14 protein-coding genes and 1 tRNA gene are annotated in these 17,803 nt (G+C 70.6%); 7 read left to right on the top strand and 8 right to left on the bottom strand.

Annotated elements, in window-relative coordinates:
- Window positions 1-31: 31 nt before the first annotated feature.
- Window positions 32-862 (top strand): class I SAM-dependent methyltransferase, encoded by an 831-nt coding sequence (locus NE234_RS01630; RefSeq protein ID WP_252776157.1) that lies wholly within the window; start codon window positions 32-34, stop codon window positions 860-862.
- Window positions 863-890: 28 nt separating this feature from the next.
- Here the strand turns inward: NE234_RS01630 and NE234_RS01625 are convergent, their stop codons facing one another.
- Both NE234_RS01625 and NE234_RS01620 read right to left on the bottom strand, forming a co-directional pair.
- Window positions 891-1,472 (bottom strand): nuclear transport factor 2 family protein, encoded by a 582-nt coding sequence (locus tag NE234_RS01625; protein WP_252776155.1) that lies wholly within the window; start codon window positions 1,470-1,472, stop codon window positions 891-893.
- 82 nt (window positions 1,473-1,554) lie between these two features.
- Window positions 1,555-2,658, bottom strand: coding sequence for an amidohydrolase family protein (locus tag NE234_RS01620; RefSeq protein ID WP_252776153.1), 1,104 nt, complete (start codon window positions 2,656-2,658; stop codon window positions 1,555-1,557).
- A 96-nt stretch (window positions 2,659-2,754) separates the two neighbouring features.
- Between NE234_RS01620 and NE234_RS01615 the strand changes: the two genes are divergently transcribed.
- The gene (locus tag NE234_RS01615; protein WP_252776150.1) at window positions 2,755-3,444 is read left to right on the top strand and encodes a TetR/AcrR family transcriptional regulator; all 690 of its coding nucleotides are present in this window, start codon (window positions 2,755-2,757) and stop codon (window positions 3,442-3,444) included.
- 84 nt (window positions 3,445-3,528) lie between these two features.
- On the opposite strand, the gene NE234_RS01610 is transcribed toward NE234_RS01615, so the two are convergent.
- From NE234_RS01610 to NE234_RS01600, 3 genes are read right to left on the bottom strand one after another with little or no spacing between them, the layout of a single operon-like run.
- Entirely contained in the window at window positions 3,529-6,312 is a 2,784-nt protein-coding gene (locus tag NE234_RS01610) for a hypothetical protein (RefSeq protein ID WP_252776148.1), read from the bottom strand.
- Between the two features lie 3 nt (window positions 6,313-6,315).
- Window positions 6,316-7,671: a hypothetical protein gene (locus tag NE234_RS01605; RefSeq protein WP_252776146.1), complete on the bottom strand. Its 1,356-nt coding sequence runs from the start codon at window positions 7,669-7,671 to the stop codon at window positions 6,316-6,318.
- The gene (locus tag NE234_RS01600; RefSeq protein ID WP_252776144.1) at window positions 7,668-8,621 is read right to left on the bottom strand and encodes an ABC transporter ATP-binding protein; all 954 of its coding nucleotides are present in this window, start codon (window positions 8,619-8,621) and stop codon (window positions 7,668-7,670) included. Before NE234_RS01600 ends, NE234_RS01605 begins: the two co-directional genes overlap by 4 nt.
- A gap of 453 nt (window positions 8,622-9,074) precedes the next feature.
- Here NE234_RS01600 and NE234_RS01595 point away from each other — a divergent pair, with 453 nt between their 5' ends.
- The 3 genes from NE234_RS01595 to NE234_RS01585 all read left to right on the top strand — a co-directional run bounded on the left by NE234_RS01595 (window position 9,075) and on the right by NE234_RS01585 (window position 13,494).
- Window positions 9,075-11,477 (top strand): ricin-type beta-trefoil lectin domain protein, encoded by a 2,403-nt coding sequence (locus NE234_RS01595; RefSeq protein ID WP_252776143.1) that lies wholly within the window; start codon window positions 9,075-9,077, stop codon window positions 11,475-11,477.
- Between the two features lie 184 nt (window positions 11,478-11,661).
- Window positions 11,662-12,504 carry a patatin-like phospholipase family protein gene (locus NE234_RS01590; protein ID WP_252776141.1) on the top strand — a complete coding sequence of 281 codons (843 nt, stop codon included), beginning with the start codon at window positions 11,662-11,664 and terminating at the stop codon, window positions 12,502-12,504.
- A gap of 6 nt (window positions 12,505-12,510) precedes the next feature.
- Complete coding sequence (locus NE234_RS01585; protein ID WP_252776140.1) at window positions 12,511-13,494, top strand: 1-acyl-sn-glycerol-3-phosphate acyltransferase; 984 nt, start codon at window positions 12,511-12,513, stop codon at window positions 13,492-13,494.
- Window positions 13,495-13,549: 55 nt separating this feature from the next.
- On the opposite strand, the gene NE234_RS01580 is transcribed toward NE234_RS01585, so the two are convergent.
- Together NE234_RS01580 and NE234_RS01575 are read right to left on the bottom strand one after the other, a co-directional pair.
- A complete protein-coding gene (locus NE234_RS01580) occupies window positions 13,550-13,897 on the bottom strand; it encodes a hypothetical protein (protein WP_252776138.1) in 348 nt (115 codons plus the stop codon).
- 93 nt (window positions 13,898-13,990) lie between these two features.
- Window positions 13,991-14,233 (bottom strand): hypothetical protein, encoded by a 243-nt coding sequence (locus NE234_RS01575; protein WP_252776135.1) that lies wholly within the window; start codon window positions 14,231-14,233, stop codon window positions 13,991-13,993.
- 608 nt (window positions 14,234-14,841) lie between these two features.
- On the opposite strand from NE234_RS01575, the gene NE234_RS01570 reads away from it, so the two are divergent.
- Window positions 14,842-16,317: a hypothetical protein gene (locus NE234_RS01570; RefSeq protein WP_252776132.1), complete on the top strand. Its 1,476-nt coding sequence runs from the start codon at window positions 14,842-14,844 to the stop codon at window positions 16,315-16,317.
- A gap of 75 nt (window positions 16,318-16,392) precedes the next feature.
- Here the strand turns inward: NE234_RS01570 and NE234_RS01565 are convergent.
- Window positions 16,393-16,464, bottom strand: a tRNA-Gln gene (locus NE234_RS01565).
- A gap of 161 nt (window positions 16,465-16,625) precedes the next feature.
- Here NE234_RS01565 and NE234_RS01560 point away from each other — a divergent pair.
- The gene (locus NE234_RS01560; RefSeq protein ID WP_252776131.1) at window positions 16,626-17,768 is read left to right on the top strand and encodes an MFS transporter; all 1,143 of its coding nucleotides are present in this window, start codon (window positions 16,626-16,628) and stop codon (window positions 17,766-17,768) included.
- Window positions 17,769-17,803 lie beyond the last annotated feature (35 nt).

The raw sequence follows: 17,803 nt of genomic DNA, 5'->3' as shown, positions 1-17,803 counted from the left end.
GAGTGGGCACTCGCCCACTCATAGTGGGCATATGCCCACTCTACCTTCGGAACAGACGCCTTCCTCTCAGCGCCGGCCCCATGAGGCCCGAGAGTACGCGGAGTCGTTCGGCGTGGACGCCGAGCGCTACGACCGGACCAGGCCCGCCTATCCCGGCGCCCTGGTGGAGCGGATCGTGGCCGCCGCGCCCGGGCGCGACCTGCTCGACGTCGGCTGCGGCACCGGCATCGCGGCCCGGCAGTTCCAGGCCGCCGGCTGCACGGTCCTGGGCGTCGAGCCCGACGCGCGGATGGCCGCGTTCGCGCGGCGCAGCGGGGTCGAGACCGAGGTCTCGACCCTGGAGGCGTGGGACCCGGCCGGCCGGCGCTTCGACGCGGTCGTCGCCGGGACCGCCTGGCACTGGATCGACCCGGTCGCGGGAGCGGCCAAGGCGGCGCAGGCGCTGCGCCCCGGCGGGCTGCTCGCGGCGTTCTGGCACACACCCGACCTCCCGGCCGAGGTGGCCGAGGCATTCGCCACGGTGTACGCGCGGGTGGCGCCCGACTCGCCGTTCGACCTGCGGGCGGCGCGATCGGCCCTGGACGCGTACCAGACGATCATCGGCAGGGTCGGCGACGGGATCCGTGAGGCGGGCGCGTTCGGCGAGCCGGAGCAGTGGCGGTTCGCGTGGGAGCACACCTACACCCGCGACGAGTGGCTGGACCAGCTGCCCACCCAGGGCCCGCTGACCCGGCTCGCGGCGGACAAGGTGGCCGAGGTCCTGGAGAGCGTCGGGGCCGCCATCGACGCGCTGGGAGGCGCCTTCACGATGCCGTACACCACGGTGGCGATCGTCGCGAAACGAACCGACGACGCTCGATGACCCGGCTCAGGCCCGCCGCGAAGAAGCGTCAGCCGTTCAGCCAGGCATGCGCGTCGTCGTAGAAGCGGGTGGCCTCTTGGGGGCGGTCGTCCCCGTAGAGGTCGTCGCCGATGGTGTAGCCGCGGCGGGACAACACGTAGGACAGGAATCGGTAGGCAGGCCGGTAGGCCGCGACGTCCTGCGGGCCGACGGCCAGCTGGACGCCGGGGTGGGCGGCGGTGAGGGTGTCGCGTTCGTAGACCGGGTCGATCTGGACCACCAGCCAGCGGTCGCGGCGTTCGACGCGGTAGTAGAGGCGGGCGGCGGAGGCGAGGTCGACCTCGGTGCCGTCGAGGTCGGTGCGCATCTCGATGAGGGCGGGCAGTTCGACCAGGGCGCGGTCACCGTGCTGGTGGACGACGGGAGGGCTGAGCCGGTGGACGGTGGTGTCACCGCGGCGGGCCATCTTCTCGGACTCGGCGACGAAATCGGCGCCGCTGCCGCGGAACCAGCTCAGGCGGACGGTCGCGTCGTCGGCGAAACAGGACCGCATCTGGTCCCACCAGCCACGGTCACGGCCCTGCCGCTCGCGGAGTACGAGTTGGGTGATCTCGGTGATGTCGCTGCTCATGTCTTCCCTTGTGGTGTGCGGGTCGTCGGCATGGTGGGGCCGGTCCTGCCCGTGGTGGCGCGGCCGGTGGTCAGGCCGGTGGTCAGGCGCCGGCGGCAGGGGTGATCCGGTGGCCGGCGCACCAGATGGCGCGGATCTTGCGGGTGGCGGTGATGTCGGTGGTCGGGTCGCCGTCGACGAGGACGAGGTCGGCGCGCAGGCCCGGTTCGACGGCGCCGCGGTCGGTCAGGCCGAAGGCGCGGGCCGGCAGGACGGTCGCCGAGCGCAGGACGTCCACGGGGCCGATCCCGGCACGGGCCATGAGTTCGAGTTCGTGGTGGAGGCTCTCGCCGTGCGGGACGGAGTGGGGTGAGCCGGGCTGGGTGTTGGCGTCCGTGCCGGCCAGGATCTCGATTCCCGCTCGGTGCAGGTCGGCCACGCTGGTGAGCAGGTCGGCGATGGGCGCCTTGCCCACCAGGTCGGAGATAGGGGCCTTGCCTGCCAGGACGCCTTCCATCATGGTGATCGTGGGAATGGCGACCTGGTCGCCGGCCCGCATCGTGACGATGTCCTCTGGCCGGATGGTGCCGGTCAGCGGGGCGTGGGTGATGAAATCCGCGCCCGAGTCGACGGCGACGGTGTAGGCGCCGACGGTGACCGCGTGGACGACGACCTTCAGGCCGTGCGCGTGGGCGGCGGCGACCAGGGCGTGGAGGGCCTCTGGGGTGGGTCCGCCATCGCCGGGAGCCTCGGCGACCCCCTTGATGTAGTCGACGCCTTCGGCGGCACGGACTGCGACGTGCCTGCGGGCGTCTTCGGGAGTGAGGATGATCGCCTCAGCCGGCATGCCCGGCATGCGGGCGTGGTTGCCGGCGGGACCGATCGCCGGCAGGCCCGCCGTGCGGAAGTCGGCGGAACCGGTGACCTCGCGCAGGGACATGACCAGCTCGTGCGGCCAGCACGCCATGTCCAATCCGGTGGTGACGCCCCAGGAGGCCAGCGCATCCAGCGTCTGCGGACCGTGCAGGTGGACGTGGGCGTCGATCAGGCCGGGCAGGAGCACCGCGCCAGAGGCATCGATCTGCCGCGCGCCGGTGGGGTCGGTGCCGATCACCGCGCCATCGATGACGACGGTGCGCGGAGCGGTGAGCCGGTGGCCGTCGAAGACCCGGACATCGGTCAGGACGGTCTTGGTGAGCGTGGTCAAGGGAACCCCCAAAATAAGGGACAGATTTGTTCACTAACGTGACTGTACATCCGCCCCTTGGTCGACGCTCACTTGCCTGGCGGCTATAACGAACAGGTGGCCACCACCTCGCGCGCTCCCGATGCATCCGCCGCGGCGGCCCGGCCGCCCGGGTCCGCCGCTCCCCGCGCCACCCGGCGTCGCGGTGAGGCCCTGACCCGCGCCATCTACCAGGCCACCTTGAAGGAACTGGCGTGCACCAGCTTCGAGGAACTCTCCTTCGACAAGATCGCGCCCCTCGCCGGCACCGGGAAGTCGGCCCTCTACCGCCGCTGGGCCACTCCCAAGGAGCTGGTCATCGCCGCCTTGACCGACCCGTCCACCGGCTTCGGCGACCCGGTCGCCCCCGACACCGGCTCCCTGCGCGGGGACCTGACCGCGCTCCTCGGCCGCTTCGCCCGCGTCCTGGACGAGCCGCGAGGCCGAGCGCTGCGCCCCCTGCTGACTCAGCGAGCCCGCCATCCCGAGGTCTTCGACGAGGTCCGCCGCCTGGTCGTCCTCCCGCACCAGCGGATCCTGCTGGCCGTTCTGCAGGCGGCCGCCGACCGCGGCGAGGCGGCCCACCAGTGCGTCACCCCGCGCGTGGCGTCCGTGGGCCCTCGCCTGATCATCGCCGAGTCACTGGAGAAGGGAACCGTCGACCAGGCAGAGGTGCAGGCGATCGTGGACGAAGTGCTGATGCCACTGACGGCGCCACGACGCGGCACCGGTCAGAACGAAGCTCCTGCTGGATCAGGCGATCTCTAGAGATCAGCCCTGGCCCGTGGTGCCGGTAGGCGGACGGCCCGCCGGGATTCCGGCGGGCCGTCGTGAGAGGGGTTCTGTCAGGGGTCAGTTCCCGTCCGGGCCCGGCAGGTAGCCGCCGGGGACCTGGTCCGGGGTGTAGATCTTGTCCTCGCCCGGGTAGGGGGTGCTCCAGTTGTGCACCTGGTACCAGGTGAGGTGGCTCATGAGCCGGGGGTTGGCGACGTCGGGGATCGCGTTCGGGCCGGTCAGCTGCTGCTTCTGCTCCCAGGCGGTCCAGACCTCGGCGGTGTGCCGCATGTCGGTGGGGACGGTCGACTCCGTCGCCAGGGAGCGGGCCTTCGCGGCGGCCGTTCCGGCGGGGACGTCGTTGCCGCAGGCCGGCGGGGTGGCCAGGCCGCCGGTGAGGGAGACCTGGTTGGGCACCGCCGTGAACGGCGTGTAGTCGGGGTCGGTGGTGAAGGCTCCGGCCATCGGGGTGGCGGCGCTGTCCTTCTGGTTCATCGGGTGGATCCCGAGGATCTGCTCGATGGTGCGGATCATGGTGATCTGCGTGTAGTAGTGGCTGTCCACGGTGCCGTGCTGGGCGTAGGGGCTGATGATCTGCACGGGGCCGCGCGCGCCGTCGACGTGGTCGACGCCGTTCTGGGTGTCGTCCTCGATCACGAAGATCGCGGAGTCCTTCCAGTACTTGCTGTGCGAGATGGTGTCGACGATCTTGCCGACGGCCAGGTCGTTGTCGGCGACCTGGGCGACCGGGTTCGGCGCCCCACCGGTGTGGTCGCTGGACAGCCAGAACATGTTGAGGTTGGCCGGGCCGTTCTTCTCGAAGTCGCGCTTCCAGATCTCGTACCGGTACTGGTCCGGGATGTTGGTGTCGAACTTCGGGTAGTCGTGCACCGTGACGGCGTTGAGCGACGGGATCGGCGACTCGGTGTCCGTCTTCAGGGTCGTGTCCTGGCCGGTCGCGTCCATGTTCTTGGCGTCGCAGTAGAAGCTCTGCCAGGTCGCGCCCGCCGGGATGGTCTCGAATTGGTTGAACTCCCCGAAGTTGCGCACCGTCTTGCCGGCGGCCTGGGCGCCGGTCCAGATGAAGCCGGAGCGCTGGTGGCCGAGCGCGTCGTCCTCGGTGTCGTAGCTGCGCTCGTACTCGCCGGCGCTGGACTCGGTGTACTCCGGGTCGTCGGCCTGCATCAGCCAGTTGTGGCCCTCGGCGGAGTTCGTGCCGATGTCGTAGGTGTTGTCGTACAGGCCGAACTGCTTCGCGAGGGCGTGCTGGTTCGGGGTGACCTTCTGGCCGAACTGCGCCAGCGTCGGGTCGCCGTTGCCGCGCGCGTCGTCGCCGAACACCTGGTCGTACGAGCGGTTCTCCTTGACCAGCAGGAAGACGTGCTTGATGGTCGACGGGTCACCGAGGCGCTTCGGGACGGGCACGGCCTTCCGCGACTTGCCCTGGCTCTCCTTGACGTCGTGCTTGCCCCAGGCGTTCAGCGCGAAGACCGTGTCCGTGGACTTGGTGATCGCCCGGTCGGACGGCAGCTTGAACCGGAGCAGCGAACCGGTCGAGTCGTGGGTGTTGTGGCCCGTGGCCGGCGTGGTGCCGGCGCCCTCGCTGATCGTGCGCGTCGGGCCGCGCTCGCCGATGCCGCGGGTGTTGGTCACGATCACGTCGTCGCCGACGGTGGTGACCTCCTCCGGGTAGTAGTCCGTCGGGAGGAGGCCGACGTAGCTGACCGGCTCCTGCGGCTTGGTGTAGCGGTAGACGGCGACCGCGTTGGCCCGGCCGAGGGTGACGAGCAGGTGCCCGTCATTCGTCAGGGTGACGCCGTCCGGGGCGTAGCCGACCTTGGCCTCCGGCCACGGCTGCGTGGCGATCGTCTGGACGACCTTGTCCTTGGACGTGTCGATGACCGAGACCTGGTCGCCGAACGTGTCGGTGACGAACAGCGCGCCGCGGGCGGCGTGCATCGCGGTCGGGTGCAGACCGACCTCGATGGAGCCGACCGAGGCGGCCGGGTCGGCGACGTCGATCACGCTGACGGTGCCGGTGGTCGTGGCGCCCGTCTTCGGGTCGGCGGGCACGTCGGTGCCGTAGGAGTTGATCGTCGTCTCGCCGGGCTTGGCCTGACGGCCGCCCTCGTTGCTGACGTAGAGCTTGCCGCCGACGAGCGCCAGGCCCCGCGGCGCGATGCCCACGTTCCAGTTCTGCTGGATCGTTCCAGTCGCGGCGTCCATCGCCACGACGCGGTTCTGGCCGTTGACGGCCACGTACACGGTCTTGCCGTCGGCGGAGAAGACCGCCTGGGCCGGGATCGCGTGCTTGGAGCCCTGCGCGGCGATGGGGATGGAGGTCGGCTTGCCGAGGGTGCCGTCGTCGTTCACCGGGAACCGGCTGAAGCCGTCGAGCTGCGGCAGCCAGAGGGTCTTGCCGTCCGGTGAGTAGGCCGGTCCCTCCTGCCCGACGCTGTTGCTGGAGATGCGCACGCCGGCGGTGGAGGCGGTCCCGGCCTGCTGCAGCACCTTGTAGTTCTTCAGGTCGACGATGGTCAGCGCGATCGAGCGGTCGTTGGTGAGCGCCGCGAGGAACCGGCCGTCCGGGCTGACCGTCGAGGCGAGCAGCTTGCCGTTGTCGACGAGCAGGCGGTCACCGATCGGGTTGAGGGCCTGGTCGCTCGCGAGCTGCAGACCCGCGTCGGTGGTGGAGCCGACGTGGTTGCCGCCGAAGACATCAGTGGAGGCGTAGGCGATGCTCGCGCTCGCTATGGCGAGAGCTGCGGTTCCGGCGGCCACCAGGCGGATGCGGTGGCCGGTGCGTCGGCCGAAGAGCCCACTGGGGGCCTTCTTCGTGACGCGCTGGCGGGTGACGTGCATGAATCAATCCTTCGAAGTGCTCGCGAGCAGGTCGACGTTCCCGTCGAACTGCCACAGGGGGTTAGGTGCGTCCCCGGTCGAGGTGCGCACCTGGAAGTAGCCGTTCACCTCCTTCGGCCCGTCTCCGTCGGCGACGTACCGCCCATCCGCGGTGACGTCGAGCTGGTAGATGGCGGTGCCCACGGCGGTCGCGCCGGGGAGGTGCCAGGACACGACGCACCGCCAGTCGTTGCCCGGTCCCTGGTCGGCGACCCGGGAGCCGCCCTTGTCGCAGGACGCGGTGGCCTGCAGCCGGGCCTCGGTGACGTCGGGGCGATGGAGCTCCCGCGTCTGCATTCGGTAGAGGTGGGCGTACGCCGTGGCGAGCGAGCCCTCGACCTTGGCCCGCTCGATCCCGGAGCCCTTGGCCGGGGTCGTCGCGGTGACCACCGCGAAGGTGAGGAGGACCAGGGCGGCGAGCGGCAGCGCGCCCGCCACGAGGACGCGCCGGCCCGACCCGTCGTACGTCAGATCGGTGAAGTCGCGGCGCAGGAACAGGTGGTAGGCCGCCACGGTCGCGACGACCGCCCACGCCAGGCTCACCGCGAGGCCGATGAGGAGGGGGCCGGTCTGCGCCGGGCCGGTGAAGAGCCCGCGCCAGGCGAGGAAGGCGTGGCTCGGCAGGGCCAGCCGTACGGCCACCGGCAGGGGAAGCAGCTGCGCGAGCTGCAGCGCGAAGGCGAGCAGCGCGGGCATCAGCAGCCCCATCGTGGAGCGGCCCAGGGCCACCGAGCCGAGGAGTCCGATCGCGGCGAACGCCAGCGTCGGCGCCAGCACGCAGGCCCACGACAGCAGGACCGTGCCGGCCGCGTCCGCCGGGGCGAGCAGATGGCCGTCCAGGCCGACGAGCGGGTGGTTCCCGACCGCGGCCAGGCCGCCGGCGATGCTCGATCCGGCCAGCCCCACCACCAGCAGCAGGAGCACGGTGAGGCTGGCGAGGCCCTTGGACACGAAGATCCGTCTCGGCGAGCGGACCGCCACGAGGAGGTGGCGCCAGGTGCCCAGCCGGTCCTCGGCCGCGAAGACGTCACCGGCGACCAGCGCCGTCAGCAGCGGAAGCGCCCAGCTGCGCGAGAAGTCCAGCACGACGAGCGATCCGGCCCAGCCGGTGGCGTGCATCCAGCGGCCGAAGACCGTGTCGGCGGGCAGCACGCTCTGCAGGCTGACCGCCGCGACGAAGCCCGCGGGGGCGATCCAGCACGCGAGCAGCAGCACGCGGATCCGCCACTGGGAGAGCAGCTTGACCAGCTCGAACCGATAGCCGCGCAGCACCGGCGCCGGCCGCGCCTCGACGGCGGGCGGCGTGGCGGTGGTGGTCATGAGAGCTCCTCATCGGTCGGTACGGCTCCGGTCAGGGCCAGGAACGCGGCCTCGAGCGGCGCGACGACGGGCGCCAGCTCCCGTACGGCCACCTCGGCCCGTACCAGCCGCACCATCAGCTCCTCGATGGCCGGCACCGCCCCGCGGACCACGAGCACGTCGGCGTCCGGCCGCTGGGCGCGGTCGGTGCCGGAGGGGACGCGGATCCCCGGCGCGTCCAGAGCCACCCGGCGGGCCGCCGCCGTGTCGGAGGTGAGCAGCCGGTAGTCGAGCTCTCCGCTCTCGGCGGCGAGCTTGGTCACCGGCCCGGAGAAGACGACCCGCCCGGTGGCGAGGACGGTGACCTCGGAGCACAGCGCGGCGAGGTCGTCCATGCGGTGGCTGGACAGGACCACGGCGACCCCGTCCGCGGCGAGCCCGGTGATGACGCGGTGCACGTGGTGCTTGCCGGCGGGGTCCAGACCGTTGGCCGGCTCGTCGAGGACGAGCAGGCGCGGTCTGGTGAGCAGTGCGGCGGCCAGCCCGAGCCGCTGGCGCATCCCGAGGGAGAATCCCCGGATGCGGTCGTCGGCGACGTCGGTGAGGCCGACCTGCTCGAGCGCGTCGTCGACGCCCCGGCCCGCGTCGTAGCCGCGCAGTGAGGCCAGGGCGGAGAGGTTCTGCCGCGCGGTCAGGGAGGGGTAGAGGCCCGGCCCGTCCACGAAGCCCGCGACGCCGTCGGGGACGGCGAGCGTCCGGCCGACCGGGGTGCCCAGGATCTCCAGCTCGCCGCCGTCCGCGACCGCCAGGCCCAGGAGCAGACCGAGGAGCGTCGTCTTTCCCGCGCCGTTCGGGCCGACGAGACCGTGGACCTGACCGGCCGCCACGTCGAGGTCGACGCCGTCGAGTGCGACCACGTCGCCGAAGGACTTCTTGATTCGGCGACCCCGGACCGCGGGGCTTTCGTGCATGGCGTCTCCCTCAGCTTGATCATCAGCAAGGGGAGCGTCTCCCTCAGCTCGATCTTCGGCAAGAGGACGTTAAAGATCGCGGTTGGCCGGAAGGGAGCGAGAAGTCGAACGTTTGGCAAATCCCGGCAAAGCTGCCGATATGTGCTTAATCCGACGAACACGCCGACACGATGCGGTGCACGGACACCGCGTACGGAGGCGCGGGCGGCCGGCCCCACGGCGGCGCTCATGAAAGCCGATGAAAGGACGTACGGCGGCCGGCCGGGCCGCACGGCTCTCATCAGGGCGAACGCGACCCTTTCGCCGCCGGCCGTTGACCGCCCCGGAACCCTTTCGTAACATCCGGCCGATCGACCTTTCGAACCGATATGACCGGCGTCCGCTTCTGGCCGTCGGTGCCGAACGGTCGGATTCGAGGGGTCGTCGTCGGTGACGGTGCCCAAGGGAGTCGGCATGACCCGCGCAGCACGGCCTCGCATCCCTCTCCTCGCCGTCCTGATCCTGCTGCTGGGCTTACTGGCCGGGGTGACCACCGCCCGTACCGCGCACGCCGCGGCCGCCACGTCGATCACTCTGGACGGCACCAAGTCCGGTCTGGTCTTCGACGGCGTCGGCGCGATCAGCGGCGGCGGCGGGAACTCCCGCCTGCTGGCCGACTATCCCGAGCCGCAGCGGAGCCAGTTGCTGGACTACCTGTTCAAGCCGGGGTACGGCGCCGCGCTGCAGACGCTGAAGATCGAGATCGGTGGCGACACCAACTCCACCGACGGCGCCGAGGCCAGCCACGAGCACACCCGGGGCGCCGTCGACTGCGGCCAGGGGTACGAGTGGTGGCTGGCCGAGCAGGCCAAGGCCCGCAACCCCGCCATCAGGCTGTACGGCCTCGCCTGGGGCGCGCCGGGGTGGATCGGCGGCGGGAACTTCTGGTCCCAGGACATGATCGACTATCTGATGTCCTGGCTCGGCTGCGCCAAGCAGCACAACCTGAGCATCGACTACCTCGGCGGCTGGAACGAGCGCAACTGGAACGCCGGCTGGTACGAGAACCTCAAGTCCGCCCTCGCCGCGAACGGCTACGGATCGATCAAGGTCGTCGCGGCCGACAGCGGGTGGGACGTCGCCGACGCGATGGCCTCCGATCCGGCGTTCAAGAACGCCGTCGACATCGTCGGAACGCACTACCCCTGCGGCTATATGACCGCCTTCACCTCCTGCCCGAGCACCTCTGCCGCCCAGGGCCTCGGCAAGCCGCTGTGGGCGAGTGAGAACGGCTCGGAGGACGCCGACGGCGGCGCCCCGGCGGTCGCACGCGCCATCAACCGGGACTACATCGACGGGCGGATGACCTCCTACATCAACTGGCCCGTCATCGCCGCCCTGTACCCCAACCTCCACTACAGCACCGACGGCATGTCGATCGCCGCGCAGCCGTGGTCGGGCAACTACTCCATCGGCAGGACGACCTGGGTCACCGCGCAGACCACCCAGTTCACCAAGCCCGGCTGGCACTACATCGACTCCGCGAGCGGCTTCCTGGGCGGCGACCGCGCCAACGGCAGCTATGTGACGCTCAAGTCGACGAACAACACGGACTACACCACCGTGATCGAGACGGTCGACGCCACGGCGGCGCAGACCGCGTCCTTCACCGTGACGGGCGGCCTGTCCACCGGGCAGGTCCACGTCTGGTCCACCAAGGTGAACTCCTCCAGCCCCGCCGACCAGCTCGCGCACGTCGCGGACGTCACGCCGTCGGGCGGGGCGTACTCCCTGACGCTCCAGCCCGGGACCGTCTACACCCTCACGACCACGACGGGCCAGGGCAAGGGCACCGCGACCCCTCCGGCCGCCGCCGCGATGGCCCTGCCGTACTCCGACGACTTCGAGACCGCGGCCACCACCACCTCGCCGAAGTACTTCTCCGACATGAACGGCGCGTTCCAGCGGGTGGCGTGCGGCGGCGGCAGGTCCGGATCCTGCGTACGGCAGATGGCCCCGACCATGCCGATCCGCTGGACCGGCGAGTCGTACACCGCGCCGTACACGATCATGGGCGACGGGTCGTGGAGCAACTACACGGTCGCGGCGGACGCCATGCTGGAGCAGTCCGGCAGCGTCGAACTGCTCGGCCGCGTCAACCTCCAGGGGACCAACAACAACGGCCTGAACGCCTATCACTTCCGGGTCGCCGACAGCGGGGCGTGGTCGATCGTGAAGAGCGACACGTCGTGGCACTTCACGACGCTGGCGAGCGGGACCACCTCGGCGCTCGGGCTGAACCGGTGGCACCGGCTGTCGCTGAAACTGCAGGACACCACCCTGACCGCCGCCGTGGACGGTGTGACCGTCGGCAGCGCCACCGACGCCTCGTACACCACCGGCCAGGCAGGCCTCGGCGTCACCGGCTACCAGACCGACCAGTTCGACAACTTCGCCCTCACGCCGGGCACCGTAGGGCAGCAGCACCTCGGCCCGGTCAGGTCCGGCCTGGCCGGCAAGTGCCTCGACGACAACGGAGGCTCGACCGCCGACGGCACCCGCGTCCAGATCTGGGACTGCAACGGCGGCGCCGCCCAGACGTGGTGGTGGGGCAACGGCATGCTGCGGCTCGGCGGGCCGGACGGCAAGTGCCTGGACGTCACCGGCCAGGGCACCTCCAACGGCGCCCTCGTGGAACTGTGGGAGTGCAACGGCGGGACCAACCAGCAGTGGACGCCGCAGGCGGACGGCACGCTGAAGGGCGTCCAGTCCGGCCGCTGCCTGGACGATCCCGCGTCCAGCACCACCAACGGCACCCAGCTCGAACTGTGGGACTGCAACGGCGGGGCCAACCAGAAGTGGACCCTGCCCGGCTGACGCCCGTCCCGGCCGGGACCGTCACCCGCCCGTGGCAGACGCCCGGCCGTACGCGTCGCGCTCGCCCCGATCCCGCCCGGCCTGCGGCATCGCGGCCAAAGGTCGTCGATCGGCTCGATCGGGGTAAGAGGGGCTCGCCGTCGTCTTTCGACGCCGGCTGTGGCCTTCTCGACGGGGAGACGCTGTGAACGATCCCAAGACCGCGTTCGTACTGGGTGGCGGCGGGCTGCTGGGCGCCCATGAGGTCGGCATGCTGCGGGCGCTCGCCGAGGCGGGGATCCGGCCGGACCTGATCGTCGGGACCTCGGTCGGCGCCTTCAACGGGGCGTTCGTGGCATCCGACCCGGAGAAGGCCGCCGACCTGCTGACCCAGGCGTGGCAGGGCGAGGGAGCGGGGTCGGTGTTCGCCGGCTCGTTCTTCAGCCGCGTGTCGACCCTGATCCGTTCCGGTACGCATCTGCACTCGACCGAGCTCCTGGCGACCGCGCTGGACGCACTGATCCCCGCCGACCGGATCGAGGACCTGGCCGTGCCGTTCCACTGTGTGGCCGCCAACATCGAACGCGCCGAGGCGCGGTGGTTCACGCGCGGCCCGCTCGTCCCGGCGGTGCTGGCCTCGTGCGCGGTCCCCGGCGTCCTCCCGCCGGTCCGCATCGGCGACGAGCACTTCTACGACGGCGGCCTCGTGCACAGCATCCCCATCGGCCGCGCCCTGCGGGAAGGGGCACGGACGGTGTACGTCCTGCAGGTCGGCCGCATCGAGAAGCCCCTCACCGCGCCGACCCGACCCTGGCAGGTCGGGCTGGTCGCCTTCGAGATCGCCCGGCGGCACCGGTTCGCCGAGGAGATGGGCGAGCTCCCCGACGACGTCACGGTCCACGTCCTGCCCACCGGGTCGAACGGCCAGAGCGTGGGCCTGTCCCAGCTCCGCTACCGTGACGCCTCGCGGGTCGAGACGAACATCGAGCGGGCGTACGAGGCGAGCCGCGCGTACCTGTCCGAACTGCCGGATTCGTCGGATCGCTGACCTGCGATGCTGCCCCCGCGGTTCGTCAGGCGCCTGGTCCTGACCCCGTTGCTGTTCGCGGTCGCGATCGCGGCGGTGGCGGCCTCACCACTGCTGCTGCTCATCGGCGTGGTGGCCGCCGGCCACCGCCACCGGCTCCTGCGGGTCGTGGTCCTCACGGTCTGCTGGCTGGCTCTGGAGTGCGCCGTGCTCACGACGTGCCTGGGCCTCTGGGTGGCAGGCGGGTCCACCGAGACAGTACGGGCGCGGCACTACGCGTTGTGCGGATGGTTGCTCGCGCGCGTGGACGCCGTCGCGGCCCGGACGCTGGGGCTCGTGGTCGAGATCCAGGAACCGCTCGGCGTGGTTCCCGGGCGGCCCGTGATCGTGCTCAGCCGGCACGGCGGGCCGGGGGACTCCCTGCTGATCGTGCACTACCTGCTCAACGTGTACGGGCGGCGGCCCCGGATCGTCATGAAGGCCGCCCTGCAGCTCGACCCCACGGCCGACGTGCTGCTCAACCGGCTGCCGAACGCCTTCGTGCCGCCGAACGGCTCCGCGTCGCGCGAGGGGATCGTCGACGAGATCGGCCGGCTGGCGACCGGCATCGGCCCCGCCGACGCGCTGCTGATCTTTCCCGAGGGCGGGAACTTCACGCCGCGACGCCGCGTGCGCGCGATCCGCCGGCTACGCCGGCAGGGCCGTCGGGACGCGGCCGAACGCGCCCGGAACATGGCCAACGTCCTGCCACCGCGCCCGGCCGGCTCACTCGCGGCGATCGACGCCGCCCCGCAGGCCGACATCGTCTTCGTCGCCCACACGGGGGTCGACGACCTCATGACCGCCGGGGACATCTGGCGGAGTATCCCGCTGGACCGGCCGCTGCGCGCGCGGTGGTGGTGGGTTCCGCGCGAGGAGATCCCCGAGGACGGCCGGGAGCAGTGGCTGTTCGACTGGTGGGAGAAGATCGACGCCTGGATCGCGGACAACCGCCCGCGATCCGCCGTATGACGGGCCGTGGCCCGGTCCGCGATCGCGAGACGGGCCATGGCCACGGCAGGAGACCTCAGAACTCGAATATGGTCGGCTCCGGACCGTCGTCGTTGAAGTACGTCGTGGCGACGGCCAGCCACTGGCCGTTGACCAGCCGGTAGCCCACAGCCTCATCGTTGGCCATACCGCTGAGCGGGGTGACCCAGCACTTGGCCTCCGACACGCCCGACGTAATGACCGGCGACGTGGACCATCCGCGGTACGGGAACGCCACATACTCGGAGACCGGGCTGGGGATATTTCCGTGATTGTTGCAGAATTCGAAATATCCGTTACTCGCGTGCGCCGCCGGAGCGACCAGAGTAGACGCGGCCAGCCCCGCCGCGGTCAAACCCACCAGTGCCTTGATACGAGCTCTCACGAGATTTCTCCTTCATATTGAGCACTACTTTTAGACTGCCGAGCGGTCGGCGCTACGACATGTCATGCCCTCTGCCGCCTGGTCGGGGACGACTCAGCGTTCGTAGACGACCCACGACCCATCGGGTGCATGCGCGCAGTAGTACCAATTCCCCGGGTATCCTTCGGCCTGCTCTTTCCGTGCCTCCAAAAAGGAGGCCACGGCAGTACAGCCGATCCTGCCGGCCTCGCTGTTCGCCCAGACACTGATCACCGTGTCGGCCCGCGCCGGAGCGACGAACAGGCCGACACCGGAGAGTGCGACAGATGCGACGACGGCGATGCGCTTGAGGTTCACGGCTCGACTCCCATCGATGGGGTTGTTAGGCGCGATTTCGGAGCCCACGGCAAGTTGGCGCCCGCCGACGGTAGGGCCGGTACACGGAGTGCTTCCTAGACCTTCTGCATTAACGTTCGCGTGCACATCTTCGCACGCCGTCCGCCTCCACGATCTCCTCCGCTGTACGGAGATTTCCAATCACGGACGTAGGCAATCTGCCTACGAACAGTCCCGCCCGACTAGGCAGTTTGCGTAGGTCTCAAGCAGATCTTCGACGCTGCGAGCGACCTCATGTTGCTTCACACCTTCGCCAGGCAGCAGGAATGGCGCGGTGGAGCGTACGGTCTCTGGGGGTGCCGATCGAGTACCTGATCGTCCAGTACCGGATCAGCCAGACGCCGGCGACCCCGACCGGTGGGGGCCTCCCCCGCCGGGTGGGTCCCCTGGCCGGGATACGGAGTCCGCGCTGCCTCGGGTGGCGCTATGGCCGCTCGTCCCGGCGGTGGCACCGCGGCACACCCGGTCAAGGTCGTACGGACGCCGCGCCGACGCCGGTGCGGGTGACGAGACTGGCGAACTCGCGTATCCGTTGACATGGCAGCCGTCGTCGCGAGAAGGTCCGGCCGATGAAAATCGCCGATCTGACAGCCTTCGAGCGCGAAGTGTGGGATGCGTTCCCACGCGGCCGGGACGTCGAGTCTCCTGACGCCGGAAACGACAAGGCCGAGGAGGGCCGTTCCTGGGGTCCCGATCGGACGGTACGCGCCGAGGTGCTCCGAAAGCTCCTTCTCACCAGCTGTCCCGCTGACGGGGAGGTCGCGGCATTGCGCCTGGCGGGCGTACGTATCTCCGGCCGGCTGGATCTCAGGTTCGCGGAAGTCCCCTACGCAATTCGCTTTTGGGGCTGCTACTTCGAACGCGCTCCGCTCCTGTACGCCATGGCGGTCCGCCAGCTCAACTTCAGCGAGTGCTACCTCCCGGCTCTGGACGCTGCCACCATCCGCGTCGATGGCGTCCTCCGGATCACCGGCTCACGCATCCCCGGCGAAGTACGGCTCAGTGGCGCGCGCATCTCCGGCGCTTTCTTCCTCGACAGAGCGCACCTCGGTCGGGCACGCTCCGACGACTTGGAACGCAACCCGGTCCTGCAGCTCAACCACGCCACCATCAACGATGACGTCTCGGGACCACACCTTGTGGCGCACGGAACGGTCAGGCTGGCCGGAGCAACCGTCGCCGGGGCCGTCAACCTGGACGAGGCCGAACTGAGCGAGCCAGGCCGTACCGCCTTGGACGCCGAGAATCTGAAGGTCGGATCGAACCTGAGCGCCTCGCGGCTCCGCACCAGCGGCGCGGTCGATCTGCGCGGCGCGAAGATCCCCGGACACCTCGACCTCATCGAGTCTCGCCTGTCCAACCCCGGCGGAATGGCATTGTGGGCCAGCAGTTGCGCGATCGGCGAGCTCTGGCTGCACGACGCGGCACCCATCGACGGCTCGGTACGGCTGCGTCGCTCACAGTTCGATCTGATCCACGCCACTCCGGACGCATGGCCCACCAGCGTCGAACTCGACGGTCTTACTTTCAGCTCGCTCAGTCCGCAGCTTCCCGCCGACGAGCGGCTGGAACTGCTGGAGCGCGATGAGGACGGCTACGTGCCGCACTCCTACGAACAACTCTCCGCCGCATACCGGCGTGTCGGTGACGACGCCGGCGCCCGCGCCGTGCAACTGGCCAAGCAACGCCGCCACCGCAGAACGCTGTCCTGGTACGCCAAGCTCTGGAGTGCCGCTCAAGACGTGACCGTCGGCTACGGCTATCGACCGACACGCGCCATGACCTGGCTTCTGGCGCTGCTCCTCACCGGAACGATCGTCTACGGCCTCCACCATCCTCAGCCGGTCGAGCCCGGCAAGGCGCCAGACTTCAACGCCCTGGTCTACACGCTCGACCTGCTCCTGCCGATCATCGACTTCGGCCAGGAGAAGGCGTTCAACCCCCACGGCCTCTACCAGTGGCTCGCCTACCTCCTGATCGCGGCAGGCTGGATCCTGGCCACGACCGTGGTCGCCGGCATCACCCGAGCCGTCAGCCGACAGTGAGCAGGCCGTCCCACCGCCGCCCGAAAACGAAGAAGGCGGGGTCTCTGTGAGACTCCCGCCCTGCTCAGGTACTTGCTGGGGTACCAGGACTCGAACCTAGACTAACTGAACCAGAATCAGTCGTGCTGCCGATTACACCATACCCCACTGGCCTGCGGATCTTCCGATCTCCAGCGCCTCAGGAAGTCTAGCGGACCTTCGCAGTGCTCGCGAACGCGATCCGGCGCCGGCGGATACCGCGAGCGATCTCGCCGAGGGGGCGATGTCCGGGCATGTTCCGGAGCGCCCGGCGCGGATAGTCTCCGCTTGTGGATCAGACGGGCGGGCTGACGCGCGACACCGCGACCTGGGTGCTGTACGCCGTGCTGAGCTGTATGAGCTACCTGCTCAACGGGATGGGGGCGGTGCTGGCGCCGCTACAGGACGACCTCGGGGTGGACCGGGCGCAGGTGGCCTTCTACCCCACGCTGTTCGCGGCGGGACTCCTGCTGATCGGCCTGGTGGGCGGGCCGCTGGTCGGCCGCGTCGGCAGGGTCGTGACGCTCCGCATCTCGGTCGTGTGCATGATCGCGGGCGGGCTGCTGCTGGCCACGCCCGTGCGGTCGCTGACCCTGGCGGGCGCGCTGCTCCTCGGGATCGGCGGGGCGCTGCTCGTTCAGCTGGTCCCCGCGCTGCTGGGTGCGCTGCACCCGCATGCTCCGACGGCGGCGGTCGGTGAGGCGAACGGGCTGGCGAGCGCCGTGTCCGTGCTGGCGCCGCTGGCGGTGGCCGGGGCGCTCGCCGCCGGTCTCGGCTGGCAGGCCGGCTACCTGGTGGCTCCGCTGGTGCTGCTGGCGATCGTCGCACTGCTCTCCTGGAACGTGCCAATGCCGAACGCCGCCGACGTTCCCGACGACGCCCCGGCGGGCTCCAGGGCGGCGCTGATCGGTCCGTGGATTGAGGTGCTGCTCTCGGTCAGCGTGGAGTTCTGCATGGTCTTCTGGGCGGCCTCAGCGGTCGGTGACTGGCACCACGCCTCGTCGGGCCTGGCTCCCGCCGTCGCGGCGCTGTTCCTGGTCGGCATGGCCACCGGGCGTTCCCTCGCGGTCCCGGTCACCCGGCGGGTGCGCGGGCACCGGACGCTGCTGCTCGGTTGCGCGGCGGTCGCCGCGGCCGGGTTCGCGCTGTTCTGGGCCGCCCCGACGCTGCCGCTGGCGGGCGTCGGGCTCGCCGTCGCCGGGCTGGGCGTCGCGCTGCTCTACCCCACCACCGTGAGCCGTACGATCGCCGCCTGGCCGCACGCTCCGGACAAGGCGGCGGCGCGGGCGGCGATGGCCTCCGGCCTGGCGATCGGCGGGGCCCCCTTCCTCCTCGCCCGGCTGTCCGACACGGTCAGCCTGCGCACCGCGTACTTGATCGTCCCCGCCCTGCTCGTCGCCCTGGTGGCCCGCACGCTCACCTCCCGCAGGTGACCCCGAGGCTCAGCGCCGGGGCCGGGGCCGCCCCT

The organism is Actinoallomurus rhizosphaericola (genome assembly GCF_024055675.1).
GTDB classification, from domain to species: domain Bacteria; phylum Actinomycetota; class Actinomycetes; order Streptosporangiales; family Streptosporangiaceae; genus Actinoallomurus; species Actinoallomurus soli.
This window is presented reverse-complemented; position numbering and strand designations above follow the sequence as displayed.

Coding starts and splice junctions, on each gene's coding strand:
- NE234_RS01630 (WP_252776157.1), top strand. CDS start 32: ATGCCCACTCTACCTTCGGAACAGACGCCTTCCTCTCAGCGCCGGCCC.
- NE234_RS01625 (WP_252776155.1), bottom strand. CDS start 1,472: ATGAGCAGCGACATCACCGAGATCACCCAACTCGTACTCCGCGAGCGG.
- NE234_RS01610 (WP_252776148.1), bottom strand. CDS start 6,312: ATGCACGTCACCCGCCAGCGCGTCACGAAGAAGGCCCCCAGTGGGCTC.
- NE234_RS01605 (WP_252776146.1), bottom strand. CDS start 7,671: ATGACCACCACCGCCACGCCGCCCGCCGTCGAGGCGCGGCCGGCGCCG.
- NE234_RS01600 (WP_252776144.1), bottom strand. CDS start 8,621: ATGCACGAAAGCCCCGCGGTCCGGGGTCGCCGAATCAAGAAGTCCTTC.
- NE234_RS01595 (WP_252776143.1), top strand. CDS start 9,075: ATGACCCGCGCAGCACGGCCTCGCATCCCTCTCCTCGCCGTCCTGATC.
- NE234_RS01585 (WP_252776140.1), top strand. CDS start 12,511: ATGCTGCCCCCGCGGTTCGTCAGGCGCCTGGTCCTGACCCCGTTGCTG.
- NE234_RS01570 (WP_252776132.1), top strand. CDS start 14,842: ATGAAAATCGCCGATCTGACAGCCTTCGAGCGCGAAGTGTGGGATGCG.